Origin of the sequence: Micromonospora siamensis, from assembly GCF_900090305.1 — a bacterium.
Lineage (GTDB): Bacteria > Actinomycetota > Actinomycetes > Mycobacteriales > Micromonosporaceae > Micromonospora > Micromonospora siamensis.
On the sequence record NZ_LT607751.1, the window covers coordinates 2,637,870 to 2,657,831 of the forward strand.

Consider the following 19,962-nt stretch of genomic DNA (forward strand, 5'->3'; position numbering starts at 1 on the left):
CCGGTGGCTCGTCAAGCTACCCGTCCGTGGGGCGCTGTCAAGGGGGTCCGCCGGCATCGATAACCCAGTCGTGACAGGGCCGAGACAAGGTAAACGTTGGAATTCCGGTCGATGTTGGAAAGTGTTGACTTCGGTCCGGCTCGGGGGCACGCTCTGCTCTCATGCGGAGCTGGCAGGGCGAGGGCATCTGGTTCGGCGCGGACTACAACCCGGAGCAGTGGCCCGAGTCGACCTGGGTCGAGGACGTCGAGCTGATGCGCCGGGCCGGGGTCGACCTGGTCTCGGTCGGAATCTTCTCCTGGGCGCTGCTCGAACCGGCGCCGGGTCGCTTCGAGTTCGGCTGGCTCGACCGGTCGCTGGACCTGCTGCACGCCGGCGGGATCAGCGTCGACCTGGCCACCGCCACCGCCAGCCCGCCCCCGTGGCTGGCGCACCGGCACCCGGAGACGTTGCCCCGCCGGGCCGACGGGGCGATCCTCTGGCCCGGTGGCCGGCAGGCCTACTGCCCCAGTTCGCCGGTGTTCCGGGAGCGCTCGCTGGCCCTGGTCGAGGCCGTCGCCACCCGCTACGCCGACCACCCCGCCGTGGTGCTCTGGCACGTCTCCAACGAGCTGGGCTGCCACAACGTGCACTGCTACTGCGACGTCAGCGCCGAGGCGTTCCGCCGCTGGCTGCGCGACCGGTACGGCGACCTGGACGCGCTCAACGCCGCCTGGGGCACCGCGTTCTGGAGCCAGCGCTACCACGACTGGGCCGAGGTCGTCCCGCCGCGTACCGCGCCGACCTTCGCCAATCCCACCCAGCAGCTGGACTTCCTGCGGTTCTCCTCCGACGAGCAGCGCGCCCAGCTACGGGCGGAACGGGCCGTGCTGGAGCGGCTCACCCGGCAGCCGATCACGACGAACTTCATGATCGGCACCGGCATCAAGTACCTGGACTACCACTCCTGGACCGCCGACGTGGACGTGGTCGCCAACGACCACTACCTCACCGCCGCCGATCCGCAGCCGCAGGTCAACCTGGCGCTCGCCGCCGACCACACCCGGGGGATCGCCGGCGGTGACCCGTGGCTGCTGATGGAGCACTCGACAAGCGCGGTCAACTGGCAGCCGCGCAACGTGGCCAAGACCCCGGGCCAGCTGCGCCGCAACAGTCTGGCCCACGTGGCCCGGGGCGCGGACGGGGTGCTCTTCTTCCAGTGGCGGGCCTCCCGGGCCGGCGCGGAGAAGTTCCACTCCGCGCTGCTCCCGCACGCCGGCCCGGAGACCAAGGTGTTCCGGGAGGTGTGCCGGCTGGGCGCCGACCTGAAGGCGATCGCCGAGGTACGCGGCAGCCGGGTCGACGCCGACGTGGCGATCCTGTTCGACTACGAGGCATGGTGGGGCGCGGAGCTGGACTCCCACCCCAGCGTCGACGTCACCTACACCGACCGGCTGGCCGCACTGCACGGCGCGCTCTGGCGGGCCGGCGTCACCGCCGACGTGGTGCACCCGTCGACGGAACTGTCCGCGTACAAGCTGGTCCTGGCGCCCACCCTCTACCTCGTGCGGGACGCCGACGCGGCGGCGCTGCGGGCGTACGTGGAGGCGGGCGGAACGGCGCTGGTGACGTACTTCAGCGGCATCGTCGACGAGCACGACCACATCCGGCTCGGCGGCTACCCGGGCGCGTTCCGCGAGCTGCTCGGCATCCGCACCGAGGAGTTCTTCCCGCTGCGCTCGGGCGAGCGGGTACGCCTCGACGACGGCGCCACCGCCGACGTCTGGACCGAGTGGCTGCACCCGGAGGGCGCCGAGGTGCTCGCCGCGTACGCCGACGGCCCGCTGCCCGGCGTACCCGCGCTGACCCGGCACCGCGTCGGCGCCGGCACCGCCTGGTACGCCGGCACCCGCCTCGACGACGACGCCACCGACCGCCTGGTGGCCCGGCTGCTCGCGGAGTCCGGCGCCCGGCCGGCGGTGGCCGCCCCGACGGGCGTGGAGGTGGTCCGGCGCCGCCGCGACGACCGCGGCTGGCTCTTCGTCGTCAACCACACCGACGCCGAGGTGCGGCTCCCGGTGACCGGGACCGAACTGCTCGGCGGCGGCCCGTGCGACGGCGAGCTGGTGGTGCCGCCGGGGGAGGTGGCGGTGGTGAGGGAGGAGGTCTGATGCTCGCCCAGCAACGGCAGAGCGCCATCCTGGACCTGATCCGGCAGCGCGGCGGCGTGCGGGTCAGCCAGTTGGTGAGCCGGTTCGGGGTCTCCGATATGACGATCCGCCGCGACCTGGAGGCGCTCGCCGAGCGCGGCCTGGTCGACAAGGTGCACGGCGGCGCCACCCTGGCCGGCCCCGGCTCGGCCGAGGAGCCCGGCTTCGCGGCCAAGTCGATCCGCCAGCAGGCCGAGAAGCGGGCCATCGCCGAACGGGCCGCCGCCCTCGTGGAGCCGGGGATGGCCGTGGCGCTCTCCGCCGGCACCACCACCGCCGCGCTGGCCACCCTGCTGGCCGACGTCCGTGGGCTGACCGTGGTGACCAACTCGATCCCGGTCGCCGACGCGCTCTACCAGAACCCGCGCCCCGATCAGACCGTGGTGCTGACCGGCGGGATCCGTACCCCGTCGGACGCCCTCACCGGGCCGGTGGCCGAGGCGGCGGTCAGCGCGCTCAACGTGGACCTGCTCTTCCTCGGCGTGCACGGGATGAGCCCGCGGACCGGCTTCACCACGCCCAACCTGCTGGAGGCCGGCATCAACCGGCGGCTGATCGACGCCGCCCGCGGACTGGTCGTGCTCGCCGACCACACCAAGTGGGAGACCATCGGCATCGCCACCATCGCCCCGCTGGAGGAGGCCGACCTGCTGGTCACCGACGCCGGCCTGCCGCCGGACGCCCGCGCCCAGATCGGCGACCAGGTCGGCGAACTTGTCGTCGTCGACCCGGCCTGACTCCGGCCGGCCTTTCCCCGTCCCGTCCTCCCGTCCCCTGCCCGATCCTCCCGGCCGCCCTTGCCCCGTGCTCCTCTCGACCTGATGTCACCAACGACCCACCGGGCTGCCCCTCCGGCGTGGGTCGGCCGAACGCCCGTCCCGCTCGGTGAGCCACCGGTCGAGACGCCGCCACGGACGTTCGCCGCGTCCCTCCGGCACCCAGGCCTCGTCGGCGCCTACAGACTTGAGAGCGTCGACGACTCACCGGACCGCCGGCGGTCCGGCGTCACCGCCGGTCGGCTCGCCCCCTTCGCGGCACCTCGGCCCTGACCGGTCGCCCCGGGTGCCGGGGTCCCGCCGGGCGGGCTGGCTCCACTGCGGGGCGTGGTCGCCGGGCGGTCCGGGCATCGCCGGCCGATCCAGCGCTGCCGCCGCTGTGGCGTGGCGCTGTCGCCCGACCCGAGGGCCATCCCGGTGTCGGCCGGCCGTGAGTCATCCACGCTCTCAAGTCTGTAGGCACCGGAGAGGCCCAGCTGGACAGGCCCGGCGATGCCCGGCCGGCCACCGCCGCCACCGGCCGTGCGGACAGGCGGGTTGTCCGGGCCGGGCGGGTCGGTCCCCGGGATGCCGGGTATCCGGTGGCGGGCTAGCGTCGCCCAGGTGACCAGGCCGCAGCAGATCGGGACCAGCCCGCCGCCGACCCAGCCGACCCGACCGGCGCGGCGGGACCGGCTGGCGCGGAGGCCTTCGCTCGCCGCGCTGGTGCTGCTCACCGGGATCGGGCCGTTCGCCACCGACACCTACATCGCCGCGCTGCCCGAGCTGCGCCGGTCGCTGCACACCAGCGCCACCGTGGCGCAGCTGACCATGACGGCGTTCATCGTCGGGGTGGCGGCCGGCCAGCTGCTGCTCGGGCCGGTCAGTGACAGCCAGGGCCGGCGCCGCATCGTCATCGCCAGCAGCGTCACCTTCGCCGTGCTCTCCGCCGTCTGCGCGGTCGCCCCAGCGGCGCGGTCCTGGTCGCCGCGCGGCTCGGGCAGGGCATCGCCGCCGGCAGTGGGGTGGCCGTCGGCCGGGCGATGGTGACCGACACCTGGCGCGGAACCGACGCCGCCGCCCGGTTCGGCAGCATCGCCTCGGTCACCTTCCTCGGCCCGGTCCTCGCGCCCGCGGCCGGTGGCCTGATCCTGGCCCTCGGCACGTGGCGCACCATCTTCGTCGCGCTGACCGTGCTGGGGGCCGCGATGGCGGTCGCCGTGCTGGTCGGGCTGCCGGAGACCCTGCCCCGGGAGCGCCGTCACCCGTCCGGCCCCGCCGACGCGGGCGCGCGCATGCTCGACCTGCTTCGGGACTGGGGATTCCTGCGGCACATCGTCGTGCAGTGCCTCGCCACCGCCGGCTTCTTCACCTACATCGGCGGCTCGTCCTTCGTGCTCCAGACGTCGCTGCGGATCAGCCCCGGGACGTACACGATCGTCTTCGCGACCAACGCCGCGGCGATGGCCGCCAGCGCGGTGCTGTTCCGGGTGTTCGTGCGCCGCCACGGCGCGGCCCGGCTGCGTACCGTCGGGGTGGTCGCCGCCACGGTCGCCGCCGCCGGCCTGCTCGTGCTGGCCCTGGCCGACCCGGCGGGCCGGCTGCCGCTCGCCGCCCCCTGGGCGTTGCTCTGCCTGATGGTCGGCGGCATGGGGTTCGTCTACCCGGCGACCACGGCGCTGGCGCAGGAGGCGGGCCGGCGGGCCGCCGGCACCGCCGCCGCGCTGCAGGGCGGGCTGAGCTTCCTCACCGGCGCGCTGGTCACCCCGCTCACCGGCATCCTCGGGTACGACTCGCTGCTGCCCATGGCGCTCTGCATGACCGTCTTCTTCCTCGCCGCCTCGGCCGCGCTGCTGGCCGCCCGTCGCTCCCAGGCAGTTCACAGCGGTACGGGTTAGGGTGCCCTAGGTAACTGCGCGTGCTCCACGGTGGAGCGTGCCGATGCGTCCCGGGAGTTCCGATGGTCTTCAAGAAGATGTTGAGCGCGTTCGGCGTCGGGGGCCCCAGCGTCGACACCGTCCTGACCAACCCGAACACCCGTCCCGGCCTCGCCCTCGACGGTCGGGTCAACCTGATCGGCGGGGACTCCCCGGCGAACATCGAGCAGATCACCGTCGGACTGGTCACCCGGGTCGAGGTGGAGAGCGGCGACAGCGAGTACGCCGGCACCATGGAGTTCCACCGGATGGCGGTCAGCGGCCCGCTCCAGCTCGCCCCGAAGCAGCAGCTGAGCATCCCGTTCCAGCTGCCGGTGCCGTGGGAGACCCCGATCACCGACGTGTACGGCCAGCGCCTGCACGGAATGACGATGGGCCTGCGTACCGAGCTGTCGATCGCGCGGGCCGTCGACAAGGGCGACCTGGACCACGTGGCGGTGCACCCGCTGCCGGTGCACGAGCGGATCCTCGAGGCGTTCCAGCGGCTCGGCTTCCGCTTCAAGCACGCCGACCTGGAGCGCGGCCACATCCGCGGCGTGCAGCAGACGCTGCCGTTCTACCAGGAGATCGAGTTCTTCGCCGCGCCGCAGTACGCCCGGTCGATCAACGAGGTGGAGCTGACCTTCGTCACCCACCAGCGCGGCGTCGAGGTGATCCTCGAGTGCGACAAGCGCGGTGGCTTCCTCAGCGCCGGCCACGACGCGTTCGGCCGCTACAGCGTCTCGCACGCCGACGCCGACCGGGTCGACTGGGCCCAGGTGGTCGACGGTTGGCTGCGCGAGACGACGTCCCGCTACGGCAACCTGCGGGCCCAGTTCGGCGGCTTCGGGCACGGCGCCCCGCACGGCTACGGGCACGGGCCCGGGCGGGGCCACGGCCGGGGCGTCGGCATGGGTGGCGTGGTGGCCGGCGCGGCGCTCGGCGCGGTCGGCGGCATCGTGGCCGGTGAGATGATCGAGGACGCCTTCGAGGGTGACTTCGGTGGCGACGACTTCGGCGGCTTCGACGAGTAACCCCACGGGGAACGTGCGACGGCGGTGGTCTCCGGGACGGATCCCGGGGACCACCGCCGTCTGTTCAACCGGCGTGCCGCTCAGGCGTCAGTGCGGGGCCTTGCGCTCCGCTCCGCTGCGGAAGTTGCTGCCGGCCTTGGCCAGCCCCCGGCTACCCAGGTAACCGATGGTCAGCAGCGTGATGAAGAACCAGGCCTGCGGGGCGCGGAAGATGTCCACCCCGACCGAGTTCTTGCCGACCAGGTACGACGCGGCCAGCACACCGATCACGGACGCGACGTAGACCCAGAACTCGGTGGTCGCGAACGAGGTCTTGGTCTCCGTGCCGGGCGCGGTCACCGCGTCGCGGTGTCCGTCGTACATCGGCATCGGCTGGGTGGGCGTCTCCCGCATCGCGGCCCGGTTGGCCATGTCGACGTTGGACGTGCCCTGCATCGGCCGGTTCATCGGCCTGGTGGATGCAGCCTGCGTGCTCATCTGGTCCTCCTCGGATTTGATGAGTACCTGCAATCCCTCGCCCCGCTACCGCGTATCGGCCACGGCACGGTTCGCCTGCTGTGGCGGGGGCACCCTGGGTCTACCCGAGGCCACCGGGGAGGTAACACCGACCGGTGGCCGGGATTCTCCGCGCCGCGCCGCGCCGGGCCGCCCGACCGCCGCTGACGGTCGCGGCGCTCGTCCCGTCCGTGCCCCGGTGTCCGGTTCGGGGCGGGCCGTCGTTTGGTGCCGCCGCCAGCGGGCAGGCAGGGGGTCACCACCAGAAGCTGCGAGGTGATCATCATGCGCGACGACGACAGGATGCGCCGCTCCGCCCGGCACGCCGAGGAGCGGCTGACCGCCGGGGTGTACGGCGAGGGCGCGCTGGACGAGGTGACCGTTCCCCAGACCGACGAGACCCGGATCCTCCAGGACGCGGACCCGGGCGACCCGGCCGACGTGCCGATCGACCCGGAGGTGCTGCGCGACGGTGGCCCGACCCGCGGGCAGGGCGCGGTCACCACGACCGGTGGCACCGCCGGCCCGGCCAGCGTGCGCCGGCTGGCCCGCCAGCCGGAACGGCACCGCGACACGGTCGCTCCGACGACCACCGGCGACGCCACCACCGGCGGCCTGAGCACTCCGGCCGGCGGCTCGACCAGCGACCAGTCCTCGTCGGCCAGCCAGGTCGGCAACTTCACCGACGACCGCCCGAACCCCGGCTGACCCGCCGGAGGTTCGCCGGGGCCCCTTGTCGACGCGCGTGGGTGTCGACAAGGGGCCCTTCCACTCACGCGGGGCGGAGGATGCCGAGGCGTTGGGTGGCGCGGGTGAGGGCGACGTAGAGGTCGCTGCGGCCGCGCGGCGACTCGGCGACGATGCCGTCCGGGTCCGCCACCAGGACGGTGTCGAACTCCAGGCCCTTGGCCTGGGCGACGGTCAGCACGACCACCCGGTTCTCCAGCTCGGGCTGCTCGCCGACGGCCGCCTCGGGCAGGGCGGCGACGACCGCGGCGCCGAGCTCGTCGACCCGTCCGGCGGGGACGATCACACCGAGCCGCCCGTCGGCCAGGCCGGCCGCCTCCCGGCCGGCGGCCTCGACCAGCTCCGCGGCCAGCCGGCCGCCGTCGACCGTCCGGTCCCACGGGGGTACGCCGGCGGCGCGTACCGAGCGGGGTGGCCGCAGGTCGGGGTCGATCCCGGCCAGCACCTCGGCCGCCACCGCCATGATCTCGGCGGGGGTGCGGTAGCTGACGGTCAGCTCCTCCAGTCGCCAGCGCCGCGCCACGTACGGCTCCAGCGCCTCGCCCCAGGAGGGCGTGCCGCTGAGTGCCCCGGTCTGCGCGACGTCCCCGACGATGGTCATCGACCGGCTCGGGCAGCGGCGCATCAGCAGCCGCCACGCCATCGGGGACAGCTCCTGCGCCTCGTCGACGATCACGTGGCCGAACGCCCAGCCCCGGTCGGCGGCGGCCCGCTGGGCGGTGGTCAGCCGGTCGGCCTCCTCCTGCCGTTCCAGCAGCCGGTCGGCGTCGATGAGGTCGGTGACGCCGAGGATCTCGCCGCCCTCGGCCTCGTCCTCCACGTCGATCGACCGGGAACCCCGGGCGATCTCCAGCACGCCCTCGGCGTACTCCCGTTGCAGGGACCGGATGCGTTCCCGGCGGGCCGCGGCGGCGCGGTCGTCCTCGCCGAGCAGCTCGGCGGCCTCGTCGAGCAGCGGTACGTCGGCCGGGGTCCAGCCGCCGGGCTCGCGGTGCAGCAGCTCCCGTTCGGCGTCGGTGAGCATGGGCGCGGCGGTGGCGATCCGCTCGGGGGAGGCGTACAGGTCGGCGAGCAGCCGTTGCGGGGTGAGCACCGGCCACAGCTCGTCGAGGGCGGCGCGGACCTCGGGCTCGTCGCGCAGCTCCCGGCGGATCTCGGCCAGGTCGGCCTCCTCCAGCAGGTTCTCCCCGCCCAGCGGGTCGGCGCCGATCCGCTCGGCGACCTGTCCGGCGAGGGCGTGCACGATCTCGACGTCGAACAGCGCCCGGGCCAGGTTGTGCGGTCGGCCGGAGCGGCGCACCCGGTCCCGGGCGGTCCGCACGGTCTCCGGGTGCAGGTGCAGGATCTCCCGCTGCGGCAGCTCGATCTCCAGCGGCTCGTCGGGGACCCGCTGGCGGTCCCGCACGGCCTCGGCCAGCACGTCGGCCAGCACCGCGCGGCCCTTGAGCGCCGCTGCCTCGGCGGACTCGACCCGCCGGGCGGCGACGCCGGGGAAGAGGTCGGCCTGGGTACGCAGCAGCACGCCCGTCTCGGCCAGCGTGGGCAGCACCTGGGAGATGTAGCGCAGGAAGGTGGCGTTCGGGCCGACCAGCAGCACACCGCGGGTGGAGAGCTCGCGGCGGTGGGTGTAGAGCAGGTACGCCGCCCGGTGCAGCGCGACCGCCGTCTTGCCGGTGCCGGGACCGCCCTGCACCACCATCACGCCGGGCAGCTCGGCCCGGATGATCCGGTCCTGCTCGGCCTGGATGGTCTCGACGATGTCCCGCATCCGCCCGGTACGCCCCGCGTTGAGCGCGGCGAGCAGCGACGCCTCGCCGGTCAGCTCCTCGTGGGCGGTGGGGGAGGCGGTGGCGATGTCCAGCACCTCGTCGTTGAGCCCGGTGACCTTCCGGTCCCGGGTGCGCAGGTGCCGGCGGCGGCGTACGCCCTGCGGGTTGGCGGCGGTGGCCAGGTAGAAGGCCCGGGCGGCGGGGGCCCGCCAGTCGATCAGCAGCGGGTCGTAGTCGCCGGAGGTGTCGAAGATGCCGATCCGACCGATGTAGTGCCGCGCGCCGTCGGAGCCGTCGAGCCGGCCGAAGCAGAGTCCGTTCTCCACGGCGGAGAACTGCTCGATCTGTTCGGCGTACCAGCTGACGCTGGAGTCCCGCTGGGAGCGGGCCTGCTGGGTGCCGCCGGTGTTGCGCAGCTCGTCGGTGAGCCGGCGGGCCGCCTGCTCGCGCAGGCCGTCCAGCCGGTCGTAGAGCATCGAGACGTACTCCTGCTCGTGGCCGATCTCGTCGTGGTTCGCCGGGTCCCCGGCACCGCCGGACTGCCTTGACAAGCCGTCTCCTCATTGGCTAGGATCACTGCGCAGAACGGCTTTCATGCCGTTCTTTTTTCGTTTCCGCGAACGGGCAAAGATACCTCGCCGGCCCGTCCCCGGACCACCGCACCGGACGCACGTCACCCTCCCCGCCCGCCGGTTCCCGGCCGGGACGCCGCCGGGTCAGCGGCGTCGGGTGCAGACCGGGGCGGCCTTCGCCACGGTGTCGGTCGACCAGACCACGGCGACCGTGAAGCAGTAGTCGTTGACCCGGTCCAGGCCGTACACGATGAAGCTGTCCGTCCCGGCGGGCAGTTGCTGGAAGACCCGCGGTTCCTGACCGGACCGGCCGGCCGAGATGACCACCGGGCCCTCGCCGCCCGCCGGGTACGTCCAGGCGAGCGCGATGTTGTCCCGCCGGTCACGCAGGCCCACGGCGGTGGGCGGGCTGCCGGGTCGGGCCGCGGCGCGGGGCGTCGCGGTGGGCCGCGCGGGGCCGGCCGCCCCGGACGTGGTCGGCGCCGTGGGCGCCGGGTCGGCGGGCGTGTCGAAGCGGGACACCCCGGCGATCACCGCGGCGGCCCCGAGCAGCACCACGACCACCCCACCGACGACCAGTGGCAGCAGCCGGTTGCGCGGCGCTGGCGCGACCGGCTGCCGGGGGACCAGCACCGGCAGCAGGCGCGAGGACGGCTCCGGGTCGGCCGGCGGTCGCAGGCTCCGTACGCCCGGGGGGTCCTCCGCCGTGCCGGCCAGCGCCACCACGGCCGGTGGCAGGGGGTCGCGTCCGGGATCGGGGAACGGGTCGTCGGCGACCTGGTCGGGCGGCCACCACCCGTCGTCGTCGAACGCGTGGAACCGCCCGGTGTCGGACGGCGGTCGGGGTGCGGGCACCTGCCGGGCGTCCGGCGGCGAGTACGCCCATGCGGCGTCGGTGAAGGGATCGGCCTGCGGCTCCGGCCGGTCGAAGGGGTCCGGCTCGGCGGCCGGCGGGTCGGAGGCGTCGACGCCTGGATAAGCCAGCGGGTCGCTGTCGGTGTCCGACCGGTGGCCCAGCGGATCGACCGGTCCCTCCTCGGGGGTCGGGGTACGGGCGGCCGGGACGACCGGGACGTCCCACCGACCCGACGCGCCCGCCCCGCCGGTCGGGGTGGTGTCGGTGCAGAGGTGACCCGGGTCGGGTGCCGCCCGGGCCAGCGTCGCCACCTGGGCGGCCAGTGGGTCGTCGGGGGCCAGGTGCTGGCGGGTCAGCTCCTCGGCCAGCGCCAGGCTCTCCCGGGCCTCGGCGTACCGGCCGCAGTCGCGCTGCATCCGGCCGAGCCGGGCCAGCATCTTGATCCCGCTGGGGTGACCGTCGCCGTAGACCTCCCGGTGCAGCTCCCAGGCGTCGAGCAGCCGGTCCCGGGCCAGGGCGCACTGGCCGCGCGCGTGCTCGACGGTGGCCAGGTCGGCGTGCGCGGCCAGCACCCGGGGGGACTCCGGCCCGTCCCGGGCGGTCAGCTCCAGGATGACGTCGGAGTAGAGCCGGGCGGCCCGGGCGTCGCTGCCGACCTGGTGCAGGACGGCGGCCAGGGTCGCCGCGGCGGTGATGGCCCGCTCGTCGGAGCGGCCGTACAGCCGGGTGGTGGCGGCGTGCCCGAAGGCGGCCCAGCCGCGCGCGGCGTGCGGTTCGCCGAGGGCGATCAGGATCTTGGCCTGGAGGCCGGCCGCCTCGGTCAGCTCCGGTGTGGCGTTCGCCGGCCGCGGGTCGGCGTCGGTCAGCGCGTCGGAGAGCAGGCTCCGCGCGCCGGCCAGGTCGCCGGCTGCCACCAGCTGCTGGGCCTGGAGGGTCAGTTCACCGAGGCGGGAAGGCACGCCCCATCGTGCTCAGCCGACAACGGTAAGTACAACCCCTCCGGCGGTGTGGATTGGTCAGGATCCGGTCAGGTGGGCGGCGAGCGTCTCGCTGATCCGGCGGAGCTGGTCGACCTGGGCGGGGCTGAGGGCGTCGAACAGGTGCCGGCGTACGCCCTCGACGTGGCCGGGGGCGGCGGCGGCGAGGGCCGCGAAGCCGTCGTCGGTGAGCACGGCGAGCTGGCCGCGGCGGTCGCTCGGGCACTCCTCGCGGCGGACCCAGCCGGCCGCCTCCAGCCGACCCGCGGCGTGCGACAGCCGGCTGCGGGAGGAGCCGGTGGCGTCGGCCAGGTCGCTCATCCGCATCGACCGGCCGGGCGCCTCGGAGAGCCGGACCAGGATCTCGTAGTACGCGTGCGGCATGCCGGCGTCCCGCTGGAGTTCCCGGTCCAGGGTCTCCATGAGGGCGCGGGAGGAGGCGAGGAAGGCCCGCCAGGTCTGCTGTTCGTCGGCATCCAGCCACCGGGTCATGACCTGGAGCATACCCGATTTGGTTGAACGCTCAACTAAAACGAGCTAGCGTGGGTGGCATGGGAATCCACCGCCTCAACCACGCCGTCCTCTACGTCAGCGACCTGGAGCGCAGTGTCGCCTTCTACCGCGACGTCCTCGGCTTCCGTCGGGTGCCGATGACGCCGGACGGTTTCCGGGGCGCCGCCTTCCTCCAGGCCCCCGGCTCCACCAACGACCACGACCTCGGCCTCTTCGAGGTCGGCGCCGGCGCCGGCCGCTCACCCGCCGGCCGGAGCACCGTGGGCCTCTACCACCTGGCCTGGGAGCTGGACACCCTCGACGAGCTGGGCGCCACCGCCGAGCGGCTCGCCGCGGCCGGCGCGCTGGTCGGCGCCTCCGACCACGGCACCACCAAGAGCCTGTACGGGCAGGACCCGGACGGCCTGGAGTTCGAGATCGTCTGGATCGTCCCGGCCGACCTGCTCGACGACGCCGCGCTGGCCGGCCGCAAGCGCATCGGCCGGCTCGACCTGGACGCGGAGAAGCGGCGCTACGGCGGCCAGACCCGCGGCGGGGTGGGGATCTCCGTCCCGGCCTGATCGCCGGTGCGGTAGAACGGCAGGATGCCGATCGACGCCGTCCTCACCGAGCTGCTCGTCCGACAGCTCGACGCCTGGTTGCCGGGGGCGCTGCGCCGCTCCCGGCGGGCCACCCTCGCCCTGGCGTACGCCGGGGGTGACGCCGCCGGCGCCGACGATGCGCTGCGGGTGGTGGGGGAGTTCGCCGACCGGCTGCGCGGGCGGCGGCTGACCGTGCTGGTGCTGGCCGGCGGTGACCAGGAGCTGCCGGCCCGGCTGGGCGCGGCGGAGGCCACCCTTCCCGGCGAGGTGACCGTGCACGTGGTGCCCGGCGACCCGGCCCGGCTGCCGGTGGCGTTGAAGGCCGCCGGCGCGGCCGGCGACCCGCTGCTGGCCGTGGTGCACGGCGCCGCCCCCGAGCCGGCGGTGCTCAAGGCGGTCACGACCGGCCGCCCGGCCGAGCTGCTCGCCGTGACGCCCGGGTCGGCCCCGCTGCGTCCGGCCCTGACCGCAGCCGGTTTCCCGCTGGTCGCCGAGGTGGAACTGGTGCCCGCCGACGGCTCACCGGCCTGGCTGCTCGGCTACGCCACCGGGCTGGACAAGAGCCTGGAGGCGTTCAAGGACGCCCTCTGGGCGGTCGACGAGTACGCCGGCGTCCGCTACCGCGACCCCGCCGACCCGGCCGGGCGGCCGCTGGACGTCTCGCTGCACCCGGAGCCCGGCCCGCTGCGCCGCGAACTGGTCGCCGAGCTGGAGCGCGGCGGCCCGGCCACGGTGACCGAGCTGCGCCGGTTCACGCTGACCTCGACCGTCTACCGGGTGGAGGACACCACCCGGGCGCTGACCGCCCTGCTCGACGCAGGCGCCGTACGCCGCGAACCGGAGCACGGCCGGCTGGGTGGGGACGTGCTGATCAGCCCCGGGGACGGCTCGTCAGCTGCTTGACCACGATGGACGCGCCGGTGGTGATGACACCGATGCTGAACAGCATCTGCACGCAGGCCAGGATCCGGGCGATCTGCCCCTGGGCGTGCACGTCGCCGTAGCCGACGGTGGTGAGCGTGGCCAGCGCGTAGTAGAGCGCGTCGACCCGGGTGTGCAGGCCGACGAACTCGCCGGGCCGGCTGTCGGCGACCACGAAGTCGGCCAGCGCGAAGGCGAGCAGGCCGGCGACCAGGGCGACGGCGAGCCGGATCAGTGAGTGCAGCTCCGCCGCCGTGCCCTGCCGGGTGGCGGCGATCTGCCGGCGTACCTGGCCGGTCACCACCACCGCGACGATCAGCACCAGCAGCAGCGTGCCGACGGAACGCAGCGCCAGCCGCAGGCCGTTGGGGTCGGCCTCGACCGGCACGAGGAAGTACGCCAGCAGCAGCAGGACCACCGACAGCAACGCCCGCCGCCGCTGCCACTTCCAGGACACCGCCTGCGCCATGCCGCCGATTCTGCGCCCGGGCGCCCCTCCCGCCGGCCCGAACGGCCCGGGACGAACCGAACGGGGTGCCGGTGAACCACCGGCACCCCGTTCAACCTCGGGACGTCACGCCCGGGACTTGTCCTGCTTCCAGGAGAGCGGCCCCGGCAGGTCCACGCGGTGCGCCTTGGCCCGGGAGTTCCAGGACCAGCGACCGATCTTGATGGTCCACGAGGACATGCCGTTCTCGGTGAAGTTGAGGATCAGCGGCCCGTACTTCTTCCGCTTGCGGAACATCAGACCCATCGTGGGCTCCCTTCGCCGTACCCTGTGATGCCCTACCGTCTCGGCGCTGAACATGCCCGGAACGGCTTTTCGTGAAACCTGCTCCGTTCCGCACTGGACGGTCGGGTCCGCACCCGCCTCAGTCGGCGGTCGGGTGGCGGTGCCGGGCGAGGACCCGGGTGGTGCTGCCGTCGTCCTCGGTGACGTCCCGCTCGTGCCGGAAGCCGAGCCGGTCGAGCAGGGCCAGCGAGGCGGTGTTGTCGGCCGCCACGGTGGCGTACACGGTGGACAGGCCGAGGGTGTCGAAGCCGTGGGCGACCACCGCCCGGGCGATCTCGCTGCCCAGCCCGGCGCCCCACGCCGAGGGCAGGAGCGCGTAGATGATCTCGTGGCCGTCGACGTCGTCGGTCCGTTTGATCTCGGCGTGCCCGACCAGTTCGCCGTCGCGGCGGACCGCCCAGACGGCGAACCGGTCCTGCGGATAGACCTGGCTGAACAGCCGGTCGAACACGCCGCGGGCCTGGGTCTCGCCCATCGGCCCGTTGCCCATGTAGCGGCCCACCTCAGGGTCGGTGAGCAGGGCGACCGCGACTTCGGCGTCGGCACGCCGGTAGGGCTCCAGCAGCAGCCGGGGCGTGCGCAGGACGGGGGTGGGCATCAGCGGGGCTCCCAGGCGTCGGGCTGAGCCGTCAACCTACGGACGTGGGCGGGGAGCCGGCCACTGGTTATCTCGGCGAGGCTCACCTCGTCGACGACCCGCCGGACGGCGGCCCGGACAGCCACCCAGAGCCCGGGCAGGTGCTGGGCGGAACCCTCGTAGCTGGTCTCCTCCGGGCGCAGCCCGCGTACCCCGGCCAGCGGGCCCTCCACGGCGCGCAGGATCGACCCGACGGTGACCTCGCGGGGCGGGCGGGTGAGGGTGTAGCCGCCCTCGGCGCCGCGCTGGGCCCGGACGATGCCGGCGCGGCGCAGGTCGGCCAGGACGGCCTCGAGGAACTTGCGCGGCATGTCCTGCTCGGCGGCGATGGCCTGGGTGGACATGAGTTTCGGGTACGCGGTGGCGAGGCTCAGCGAGGCCCGTACCGCGTAGTCACCCCGCGCGGAGATCTGCACCCCGCCATCATGCCTGGCCGGTGCCGCCGCTCGGGTCGGCGGGCGGTCGGGGGCGCACGATGCGGGCGCCGGGGTTGGGCTGGTCGGCCCCGGCGCGGAAGGCGCCCGGGCTGACCCCGACCTCGCGGGTGAAGAAGCGGCCGAAGTTGGTCGGCTCGGGAAAGCCGAGCCGCCGGCCGATCCGGGCGATCGGCTCGTCGGTGGCGGCCAGCATGCGGGCGGCCTGCAACGCGACCCGCTCGTCGATGACCTGCTTGGCGCTGCGCCCGGTCACCGCCAGGCAGGCCCGGGTGAGGGTACGCACCGAGCAGCCCAGTCGGGCCGCGTAGTCCTCGACCCGCCGGCTGTGCTGGTAGCCGGCCTCCACCTCGCGGCAGAACCGGTGGAACGTGGTGGCCTCGGGCCGGTTCTCCGGCGCGGTGGCGTCGGCCAGGCCGAGCCGGTGCAGCAGCACCGCGAGCTGGTGGCGCAGCAACCCCCGCGCGGCCGGTACGTCCCGGTGCCGGCGGCAGTCCACGGCGAGCTGGCTGATCTCGTTGATCACCGCGTCCTCGTCCTCCCCGGTGAGCTGCCGCACGGTGGGCACCGCGTCCGGGTCGACGTCGAGGCCGCGCAGCGCGGCCGGCTCCCAGCGGACGACGGTGGCGTCCAGCTGTGCACCGGTGCGGCGCAGCGCCTGGCCGGGCCGGGCGCGCAGCAGCGTGCCGGGGCGGGCCGGCAGCGAGCGGAAGTCCAGCTCGACGGTGCCGTGCCCGCCGGTGACCAGCACCAGCAGGTCGGCGTCGAGCAGGACCGGTCGACGCCAGCCGCGCTCGGCGGCGAGGTCGCCGAGCGCGAGCGTGTCGATCTCGGCGGGGGAGAGGTCGGTACGGGTGGCCGGGGAGAGCTGTCCGGAAGAGACCATCGACTTCGACGTTAACCGCCGTTCCGGCAGGTTGCATCCCGAGCGGTGCCGTCGGGGCTTGTCCGGGCCGCGCCGGGCGGATTAGGTTACCGCTCGGTAGCGTCCGGTTGGCCGGCCGCGCGGCGATGGGATGGGCATGACGGATCTGTTCTCGGTCGACGGCAAGACGGTCCTGGTCACCGGCGGCTCCCGGGGGATCGGCCGGATGATCGCCGAGGGGTTCGTCCGGGCCGGCACCCGGGTGATCATCTCCTCCCGCAAGGCGGAGGCCTGCGCGGCGGTGGCGGAGGAACTGTCCGCCTTCGGGCGCTGCGAGGCGATCCCGGCCGACCTGAGCACCGACGCCGGCGCCGAGGGGCTCGCCGCCGCGGTCCGCGAGCGGGTCGACCGGCTCGACGTGCTGGTCAACAACGCGGGCGCCACCTGGGGGGCGCCGCTGGAGGCGTACCCCGAGAGCGCCTTCGACAAGCTCTGGGCAGTCAACGTCAAGGCCGTCTTCCGGCTCACCACGGCGCTGCTGCCCGCGCTGCGCGCGGCAGCCAGCGCCGACGACCCGGCCCGGGTGATCACCATCGGCTCGGTCGACGGCATCCGGGTGCCGTTCATGGAGGTGTACGCCTACTCCGCCACCAAGGCCGCCGTGCACATGCTGACCCGCACCCTGGCCCACCAGTTGGCCGGGGAGCGGATCACCGTCAACGCCATCGCGCCCGGACCGTTCGAGAGCCGGATGATGGCCTTCGCCCTGGACGACCCGGGATCCCGGGCGGCCATCGAGGCGCAGGTGCCACTGGGCCGGATCGGCCGCCCCGAGGACATGGCCGGCACGGCGATCTTCCTGGCCAGCCGGGCCGGGGCGTACCTGACCGGCGCGGTGATCCCGGTCGACGGGGGGATGACGACACACGGGTGAGCGGGCTGCCCGCGTACCCGATGGTGGGTAGCCGCAGCCGCGCGGACCCGGCAGGTCCGCGCGGCTGCGATGTGCGTGCTCAGCGACCGGCGAGCAGCCGGTTCACCGCCGTGTCGACGTCCAGGTGCTCGGCCTCGCGGCCCCGCGGGACGACGACGTAGGTCCGCCGCAGGAAGCGCACCAGGACGCTGCGCGGCACCTCGAAGAGGGCGTTGCCGTCGGGTGACGACAGCGCCAGCGCGACGAAGTCGCCGCGCGGGGTGGCCCACGGCCAGACCCGGACGTCACCGATGCCGGCCGGCTCGTCCAGGCCGGTGACCAGCAGCTCGCGGGCGAACGACCAGCTCACCGCCTCGCCACCGGCACTTTCGGCATGGAACAGGACATGGACCGCATACGGGTCAGCAGGGTCGTAGCGCAGACTGGCGCGCACCGGCAAGGCCGTGGCGTCAGGTGCGACGAGCCTTAGCGACGTCTCGACCTCTACGGTCGTCGGTCGGATGACACTCATGGACGTTCTCCCCCCGGCACCGCTGCGGAACGCGCGTGTCCCGCTTTTCCCATACTCAGGTGCTACCTCTGGCTACGCTCCGCCATACGCTGACTTCACCCAGTGGTGGGAAGGGGGTCGGAGCGTCCTCGCGAATGTGAAAATTCTTGTAGGATTTCCGGTCTTGCCCAGTGCGTGATCCCGCCCGGAAGTCGGGTGGTTCAGACGTCGACTTACTCCGGTAACGTCCAGTCGTCCGCCGGAGTGACGGTCCGGCGCAACACTCGCGGGCGAAATAGGGCAGAGACGCTCCATAACGGATACCGCGCCCACCGTGAGTCCACCGAACGGTGGGGTTTGAGCAGCCAAAAGTCGGGGGTAACGGGTGCCGATGGAGCAGGAGGACCGGAACGGTCGGGCAACGGGATCCGACCGTCCGCGGCGGGGCGGCACCGCCGTCGCCGACCGGCCGCGCAGCGCCTGGCGCCAACGACTCCGCACCACCCTCGACCTGATCCGGTCCAACCCCACCGGCCGGGTCACCCTCAAGATCCTCATCGCGATCGCCGGCGCCCTCGTCGTCACCGTCGGCATCGCCCTGATCCCGCTGCCCGGCCCCGGCTGGCTCATCGTCATCGCCGGCCTCGCCATCTGGGCCGTCGAGTTCCACTGGGCCCGCCGGCTGCTCGGCTTCACCCGCCGGCACGTCCAGGCCTGGACCCGGTGGGTCACCACCCGGTCCCTCGGGGTGCGGTTCGTACTCGGGTCCGTCGGGCTGGTCTTCGTCGCCGTGGTGGTCTGGCTGTCGCTGAAGTACAGCTTCGGCATCGACCTCGTCGCCCGCATCGGGCACTACCTCGCCACGCACTGACCCGGTTTTTGGTCCGGGTCCACGATCGGGTAGAGTCAACGGCGCTGAGGGCGATTAGCTCAGCGGGAGAGCGCTTCGTTCACACCGAAGAGGTCACTGGTTCGATCCCAGTATCGCCCACTCAGGTCAAAGGCCACTTCCCGGCTTCGGGAGGTGGCCTTTCTGCTGCCGTACGGCAGGGCGGTCAGCGGATCATCAGCGGGCGTGTGGCAGAGAGCTTCAGGGCCGCTCTCGAGGAGATCGGCTTTGTAGCTCCAGGCCCTCGTTGCTTCCCCGCGGCGCCCTCGGGCGGCCGGGACGGCCCACCCGGCTCTACACGTCCGGCAGTCCTGGGTGGAGGCGCGCTGTCGCCTTGCCGTGCGCGGCTCTTGGGTCTTACAGGCCGATTGCCGAATTCGCCTGTAACTGGATCAAGCGCGTTCCGCGCGGCGCGGGTCGGGGCGCGGCAAACGGCTCCTGCGGAGCCGCCGCCCCGGCGCCCACGGGCGCCGGGGCGGAAAGTCAGCCGGCCCGCAACCCACGCCCCGCCCCGCGCGTCACCCCTGGATCATTCAGCGGTCCGGTGCCCAGTCCCGGGGCAGATAGGCCAAGCGGACACTCCATCACCCGGTTCTCAGCGCTCCCGAAGCACGGGAATGCTTGTGGGACGCTGCCGGGCGACCAAGTTGCCGAACGATCTATACGAGGCCCTGGTGCCATCCCTGGGGCGCCGTTGGCGCTCTCCTCCGTCCCTGCTCTCCGGCTGAGTTCGCCGAGGACCGGACAGAGTGAGGTTGAGGAGGGGTGAAGGGTGGGGGAGGGGCCGGGGTTGGAGCTGCCTCCGGCGGGGGCCAGACGACTCCGAGATGGAGTTGCCGAACGGTTCCGGTCGTGGGTGGTTGAGGTGGGATGGCGAAAAGCTCGGCCTCCTGTCGGCTCTGTAATGGCTGGCAGGGCTAGGGCGTACCTGTAGGCTCCGGTTTGGCGGCAGGAGCGTTGACGTCATCTGTAGATGAGAAGCTGAAGCTGCTCACCTTCCAGTGCCGTTCTCTGTTGGAAAGGGACACCCTCACCGTCCCCGCATCAGTGGGTACGTCGAACGTGTAGGCGGGAGTTCCCGTTGCGACCAAGCTCGGCGTTCCGGTGACCCGGCTTGCCGGTACGTCTAAATTGCTGACCGCTCCGAATAGGGTGGCGAGTTGCCGTGTGCACAACTGTTGAACGTCACGCCGCCATTGTTCGAAGGGAATGCCCGGGCGTGCCCAAGTAGTCGCAAACCGAAGCGCGACGTCTGAAAGCTCCTGGACGTCTGGTGAGGGTCCGGAAGGTGCCCAGGTTCCCGGGGCGCTTCCCACTACTACGGCGGAATCCCCGGCGGGCTCCACAACCGCACCTCCTTGGTTCCTAGTTCCGCACCCGCCCATCATGAGGGCAATGGTGGCGAAAAGCGCACCTACTTTAGCAAGCGAACGTTCCACTTTGCTGGCCCGCTTCAAGCGATTCCTGCCGGAGGCGAGAATCGATGGATGTGGCTCGCCTGCGTTCGGCACTACAGTTGAGCAGACGATGCCCTGACGGTAGACAGCCTGAGGCCATATCCGCATCTGTCGTTTGTTTGTGCGATGAGCGACGAT

The 19,962-nt window shown here is 73.3% G+C and carries 20 protein-coding genes and 1 tRNA gene; 11 read left to right on the forward strand and 10 right to left on the reverse strand.

Annotated elements, in window-relative coordinates; all coding sequences use genetic code 11:
• The first annotated feature begins 161 nt into the window (after positions 1 to 161).
• From GA0074704_RS12150 to GA0074704_RS12170, 5 genes are all read left to right on the forward strand, one after another.
• On the forward strand, positions 162 to 2,150 hold the full coding sequence (locus GA0074704_RS12150; RefSeq protein ID WP_088970608.1) for a beta-galactosidase: 1,989 nt from the start codon (positions 162 to 164) through the stop codon (positions 2,148 to 2,150).
• Positions 2,150 to 2,926, forward strand: coding sequence for a DeoR/GlpR family DNA-binding transcription regulator (locus GA0074704_RS12155; RefSeq protein ID WP_088970609.1), 777 nt, complete (start codon positions 2,150 to 2,152; stop codon positions 2,924 to 2,926). The genes GA0074704_RS12150 and GA0074704_RS12155 overlap by 1 nt, the downstream gene beginning before the upstream one ends.
• Before the next feature lie 642 nt (positions 2,927 to 3,568).
• Entirely contained in the window at positions 3,569 to 3,994 is a 426-nt protein-coding gene (locus GA0074704_RS29755) for an MFS transporter (RefSeq protein ID WP_157743655.1), read from the forward strand.
• Positions 3,970 to 4,842, forward strand: a complete 873-nt coding sequence (locus GA0074704_RS12165; RefSeq protein ID WP_331716651.1) for an MFS transporter — start codon at positions 3,970 to 3,972, stop codon at positions 4,840 to 4,842. Before GA0074704_RS29755 ends, GA0074704_RS12165 begins: the two co-directional genes overlap by 25 nt.
• A 62-nt stretch (positions 4,843 to 4,904) precedes the next feature.
• Entirely contained in the window at positions 4,905 to 5,894 is a 990-nt protein-coding gene (locus GA0074704_RS12170; protein ID WP_088970612.1) for a sporulation protein, read from the forward strand.
• Positions 5,895 to 5,981: 87 nt separating this feature from the next.
• On the opposite strand, the gene GA0074704_RS12175 is transcribed toward GA0074704_RS12170, so the two are convergent.
• Positions 5,982 to 6,371, reverse strand: coding sequence for a hypothetical protein (locus tag GA0074704_RS12175; protein WP_088970613.1), 390 nt, complete (start codon positions 6,369 to 6,371; stop codon positions 5,982 to 5,984).
• Positions 6,372 to 6,674: 303 nt separating this feature from the next.
• Between GA0074704_RS12175 and GA0074704_RS12185 the strand changes: the two genes are divergently transcribed.
• Positions 6,675 to 7,097 carry a hypothetical protein gene (locus GA0074704_RS12185; protein WP_088973625.1) on the forward strand — a complete coding sequence of 141 codons (423 nt, stop codon included), beginning with the start codon at positions 6,675 to 6,677 and terminating at the stop codon, positions 7,095 to 7,097.
• Between the two features lie 64 nt (positions 7,098 to 7,161).
• Here the strand turns inward: GA0074704_RS12185 and GA0074704_RS12190 are convergent, their stop codons facing one another.
• The 3 genes from GA0074704_RS12190 to GA0074704_RS12200 all read right to left on the reverse strand — a co-directional run bounded on the left by GA0074704_RS12190 (position 7,162) and on the right by GA0074704_RS12200 (position 11,814).
• Positions 7,162 to 9,381, reverse strand: a complete 2,220-nt coding sequence (locus GA0074704_RS12190) for a HelD family protein (RefSeq protein WP_088973626.1) — start codon at positions 9,379 to 9,381, stop codon at positions 7,162 to 7,164.
• 240 nt (positions 9,382 to 9,621) lie between these two features.
• Positions 9,622 to 11,292 carry a tetratricopeptide repeat protein gene (locus tag GA0074704_RS12195; RefSeq protein WP_088970614.1) on the reverse strand — a complete coding sequence of 557 codons (1,671 nt, stop codon included), beginning with the start codon at positions 11,290 to 11,292 and terminating at the stop codon, positions 9,622 to 9,624.
• A 57-nt stretch (positions 11,293 to 11,349) separates the two neighbouring features.
• The gene (locus GA0074704_RS12200) at positions 11,350 to 11,814 is read right to left on the reverse strand and encodes a MarR family winged helix-turn-helix transcriptional regulator (protein WP_088970615.1); all 465 of its coding nucleotides are present in this window, start codon (positions 11,812 to 11,814) and stop codon (positions 11,350 to 11,352) included.
• Positions 11,815 to 11,861: 47 nt separating this feature from the next.
• Between GA0074704_RS12200 and GA0074704_RS12205 the strand changes: the two genes are divergently transcribed.
• Both GA0074704_RS12205 and GA0074704_RS12210 read left to right on the forward strand, forming a co-directional pair.
• Complete coding sequence (locus tag GA0074704_RS12205) at positions 11,862 to 12,383, forward strand: VOC family protein (protein WP_088970616.1); 522 nt, start codon at positions 11,862 to 11,864, stop codon at positions 12,381 to 12,383.
• Between the two features lie 24 nt (positions 12,384 to 12,407).
• Complete coding sequence (locus GA0074704_RS12210; RefSeq protein ID WP_088970617.1) at positions 12,408 to 13,307, forward strand: hypothetical protein; 900 nt, start codon at positions 12,408 to 12,410, stop codon at positions 13,305 to 13,307.
• On the opposite strand, the gene GA0074704_RS12215 is transcribed toward GA0074704_RS12210, so the two are convergent.
• From GA0074704_RS12215 to GA0074704_RS12235, 5 genes are all read right to left on the reverse strand, one after another.
• On the reverse strand, positions 13,276 to 13,794 hold the full coding sequence (locus GA0074704_RS12215; protein WP_088970618.1) for a potassium channel family protein: 519 nt from the start codon (positions 13,792 to 13,794) through the stop codon (positions 13,276 to 13,278). The two genes, GA0074704_RS12210 and GA0074704_RS12215, sit on opposite strands and share 32 nt — an antisense overlap.
• Positions 13,795 to 13,899: 105 nt before the next feature.
• Positions 13,900 to 14,079: a DUF4236 domain-containing protein gene (locus tag GA0074704_RS12220; RefSeq protein ID WP_088970619.1), complete on the reverse strand. Its 180-nt coding sequence runs from the start codon at positions 14,077 to 14,079 to the stop codon at positions 13,900 to 13,902.
• 118 nt (positions 14,080 to 14,197) lie between these two features.
• Positions 14,198 to 14,716: a GNAT family N-acetyltransferase gene (locus GA0074704_RS12225; RefSeq protein WP_088970620.1), complete on the reverse strand. Its 519-nt coding sequence runs from the start codon at positions 14,714 to 14,716 to the stop codon at positions 14,198 to 14,200.
• Entirely contained in the window at positions 14,716 to 15,171 is a 456-nt protein-coding gene (locus GA0074704_RS12230; protein ID WP_088970621.1) for an RrF2 family transcriptional regulator, read from the reverse strand. Before GA0074704_RS12230 ends, GA0074704_RS12225 begins: the two co-directional genes overlap by 1 nt.
• A gap of 7 nt (positions 15,172 to 15,178) precedes the next feature.
• Positions 15,179 to 16,075, reverse strand: coding sequence for a helix-turn-helix transcriptional regulator (locus GA0074704_RS12235; protein WP_088970622.1), 897 nt, complete (start codon positions 16,073 to 16,075; stop codon positions 15,179 to 15,181).
• Between the two features lie 136 nt (positions 16,076 to 16,211).
• Here GA0074704_RS12235 and GA0074704_RS12240 point away from each other — a divergent pair, with 136 nt between their 5' ends.
• Positions 16,212 to 16,988 carry an SDR family oxidoreductase gene (locus tag GA0074704_RS12240; protein ID WP_088973627.1) on the forward strand — a complete coding sequence of 259 codons (777 nt, stop codon included), beginning with the start codon at positions 16,212 to 16,214 and terminating at the stop codon, positions 16,986 to 16,988.
• A 79-nt stretch (positions 16,989 to 17,067) separates the two neighbouring features.
• On the opposite strand, the gene GA0074704_RS12245 is transcribed toward GA0074704_RS12240, so the two are convergent.
• Complete coding sequence (locus GA0074704_RS12245) at positions 17,068 to 17,499, reverse strand: SsgA family sporulation/cell division regulator (protein WP_007457244.1); 432 nt, start codon at positions 17,497 to 17,499, stop codon at positions 17,068 to 17,070.
• A gap of 370 nt (positions 17,500 to 17,869) precedes the next feature.
• On the opposite strand from GA0074704_RS12245, the gene GA0074704_RS12250 reads away from it, so the two are divergent.
• Both GA0074704_RS12250 and GA0074704_RS12255 read left to right on the forward strand, forming a co-directional pair.
• The gene (locus tag GA0074704_RS12250; RefSeq protein WP_088973628.1) at positions 17,870 to 18,349 is read left to right on the forward strand and encodes a TIGR02611 family protein; all 480 of its coding nucleotides are present in this window, start codon (positions 17,870 to 17,872) and stop codon (positions 18,347 to 18,349) included.
• 48 nt (positions 18,350 to 18,397) lie between these two features.
• Positions 18,398 to 18,469 (forward strand) — tRNA-Val (locus tag GA0074704_RS12255).
• The last annotated feature ends 1,493 nt before the right edge of the window (positions 18,470 to 19,962 follow it).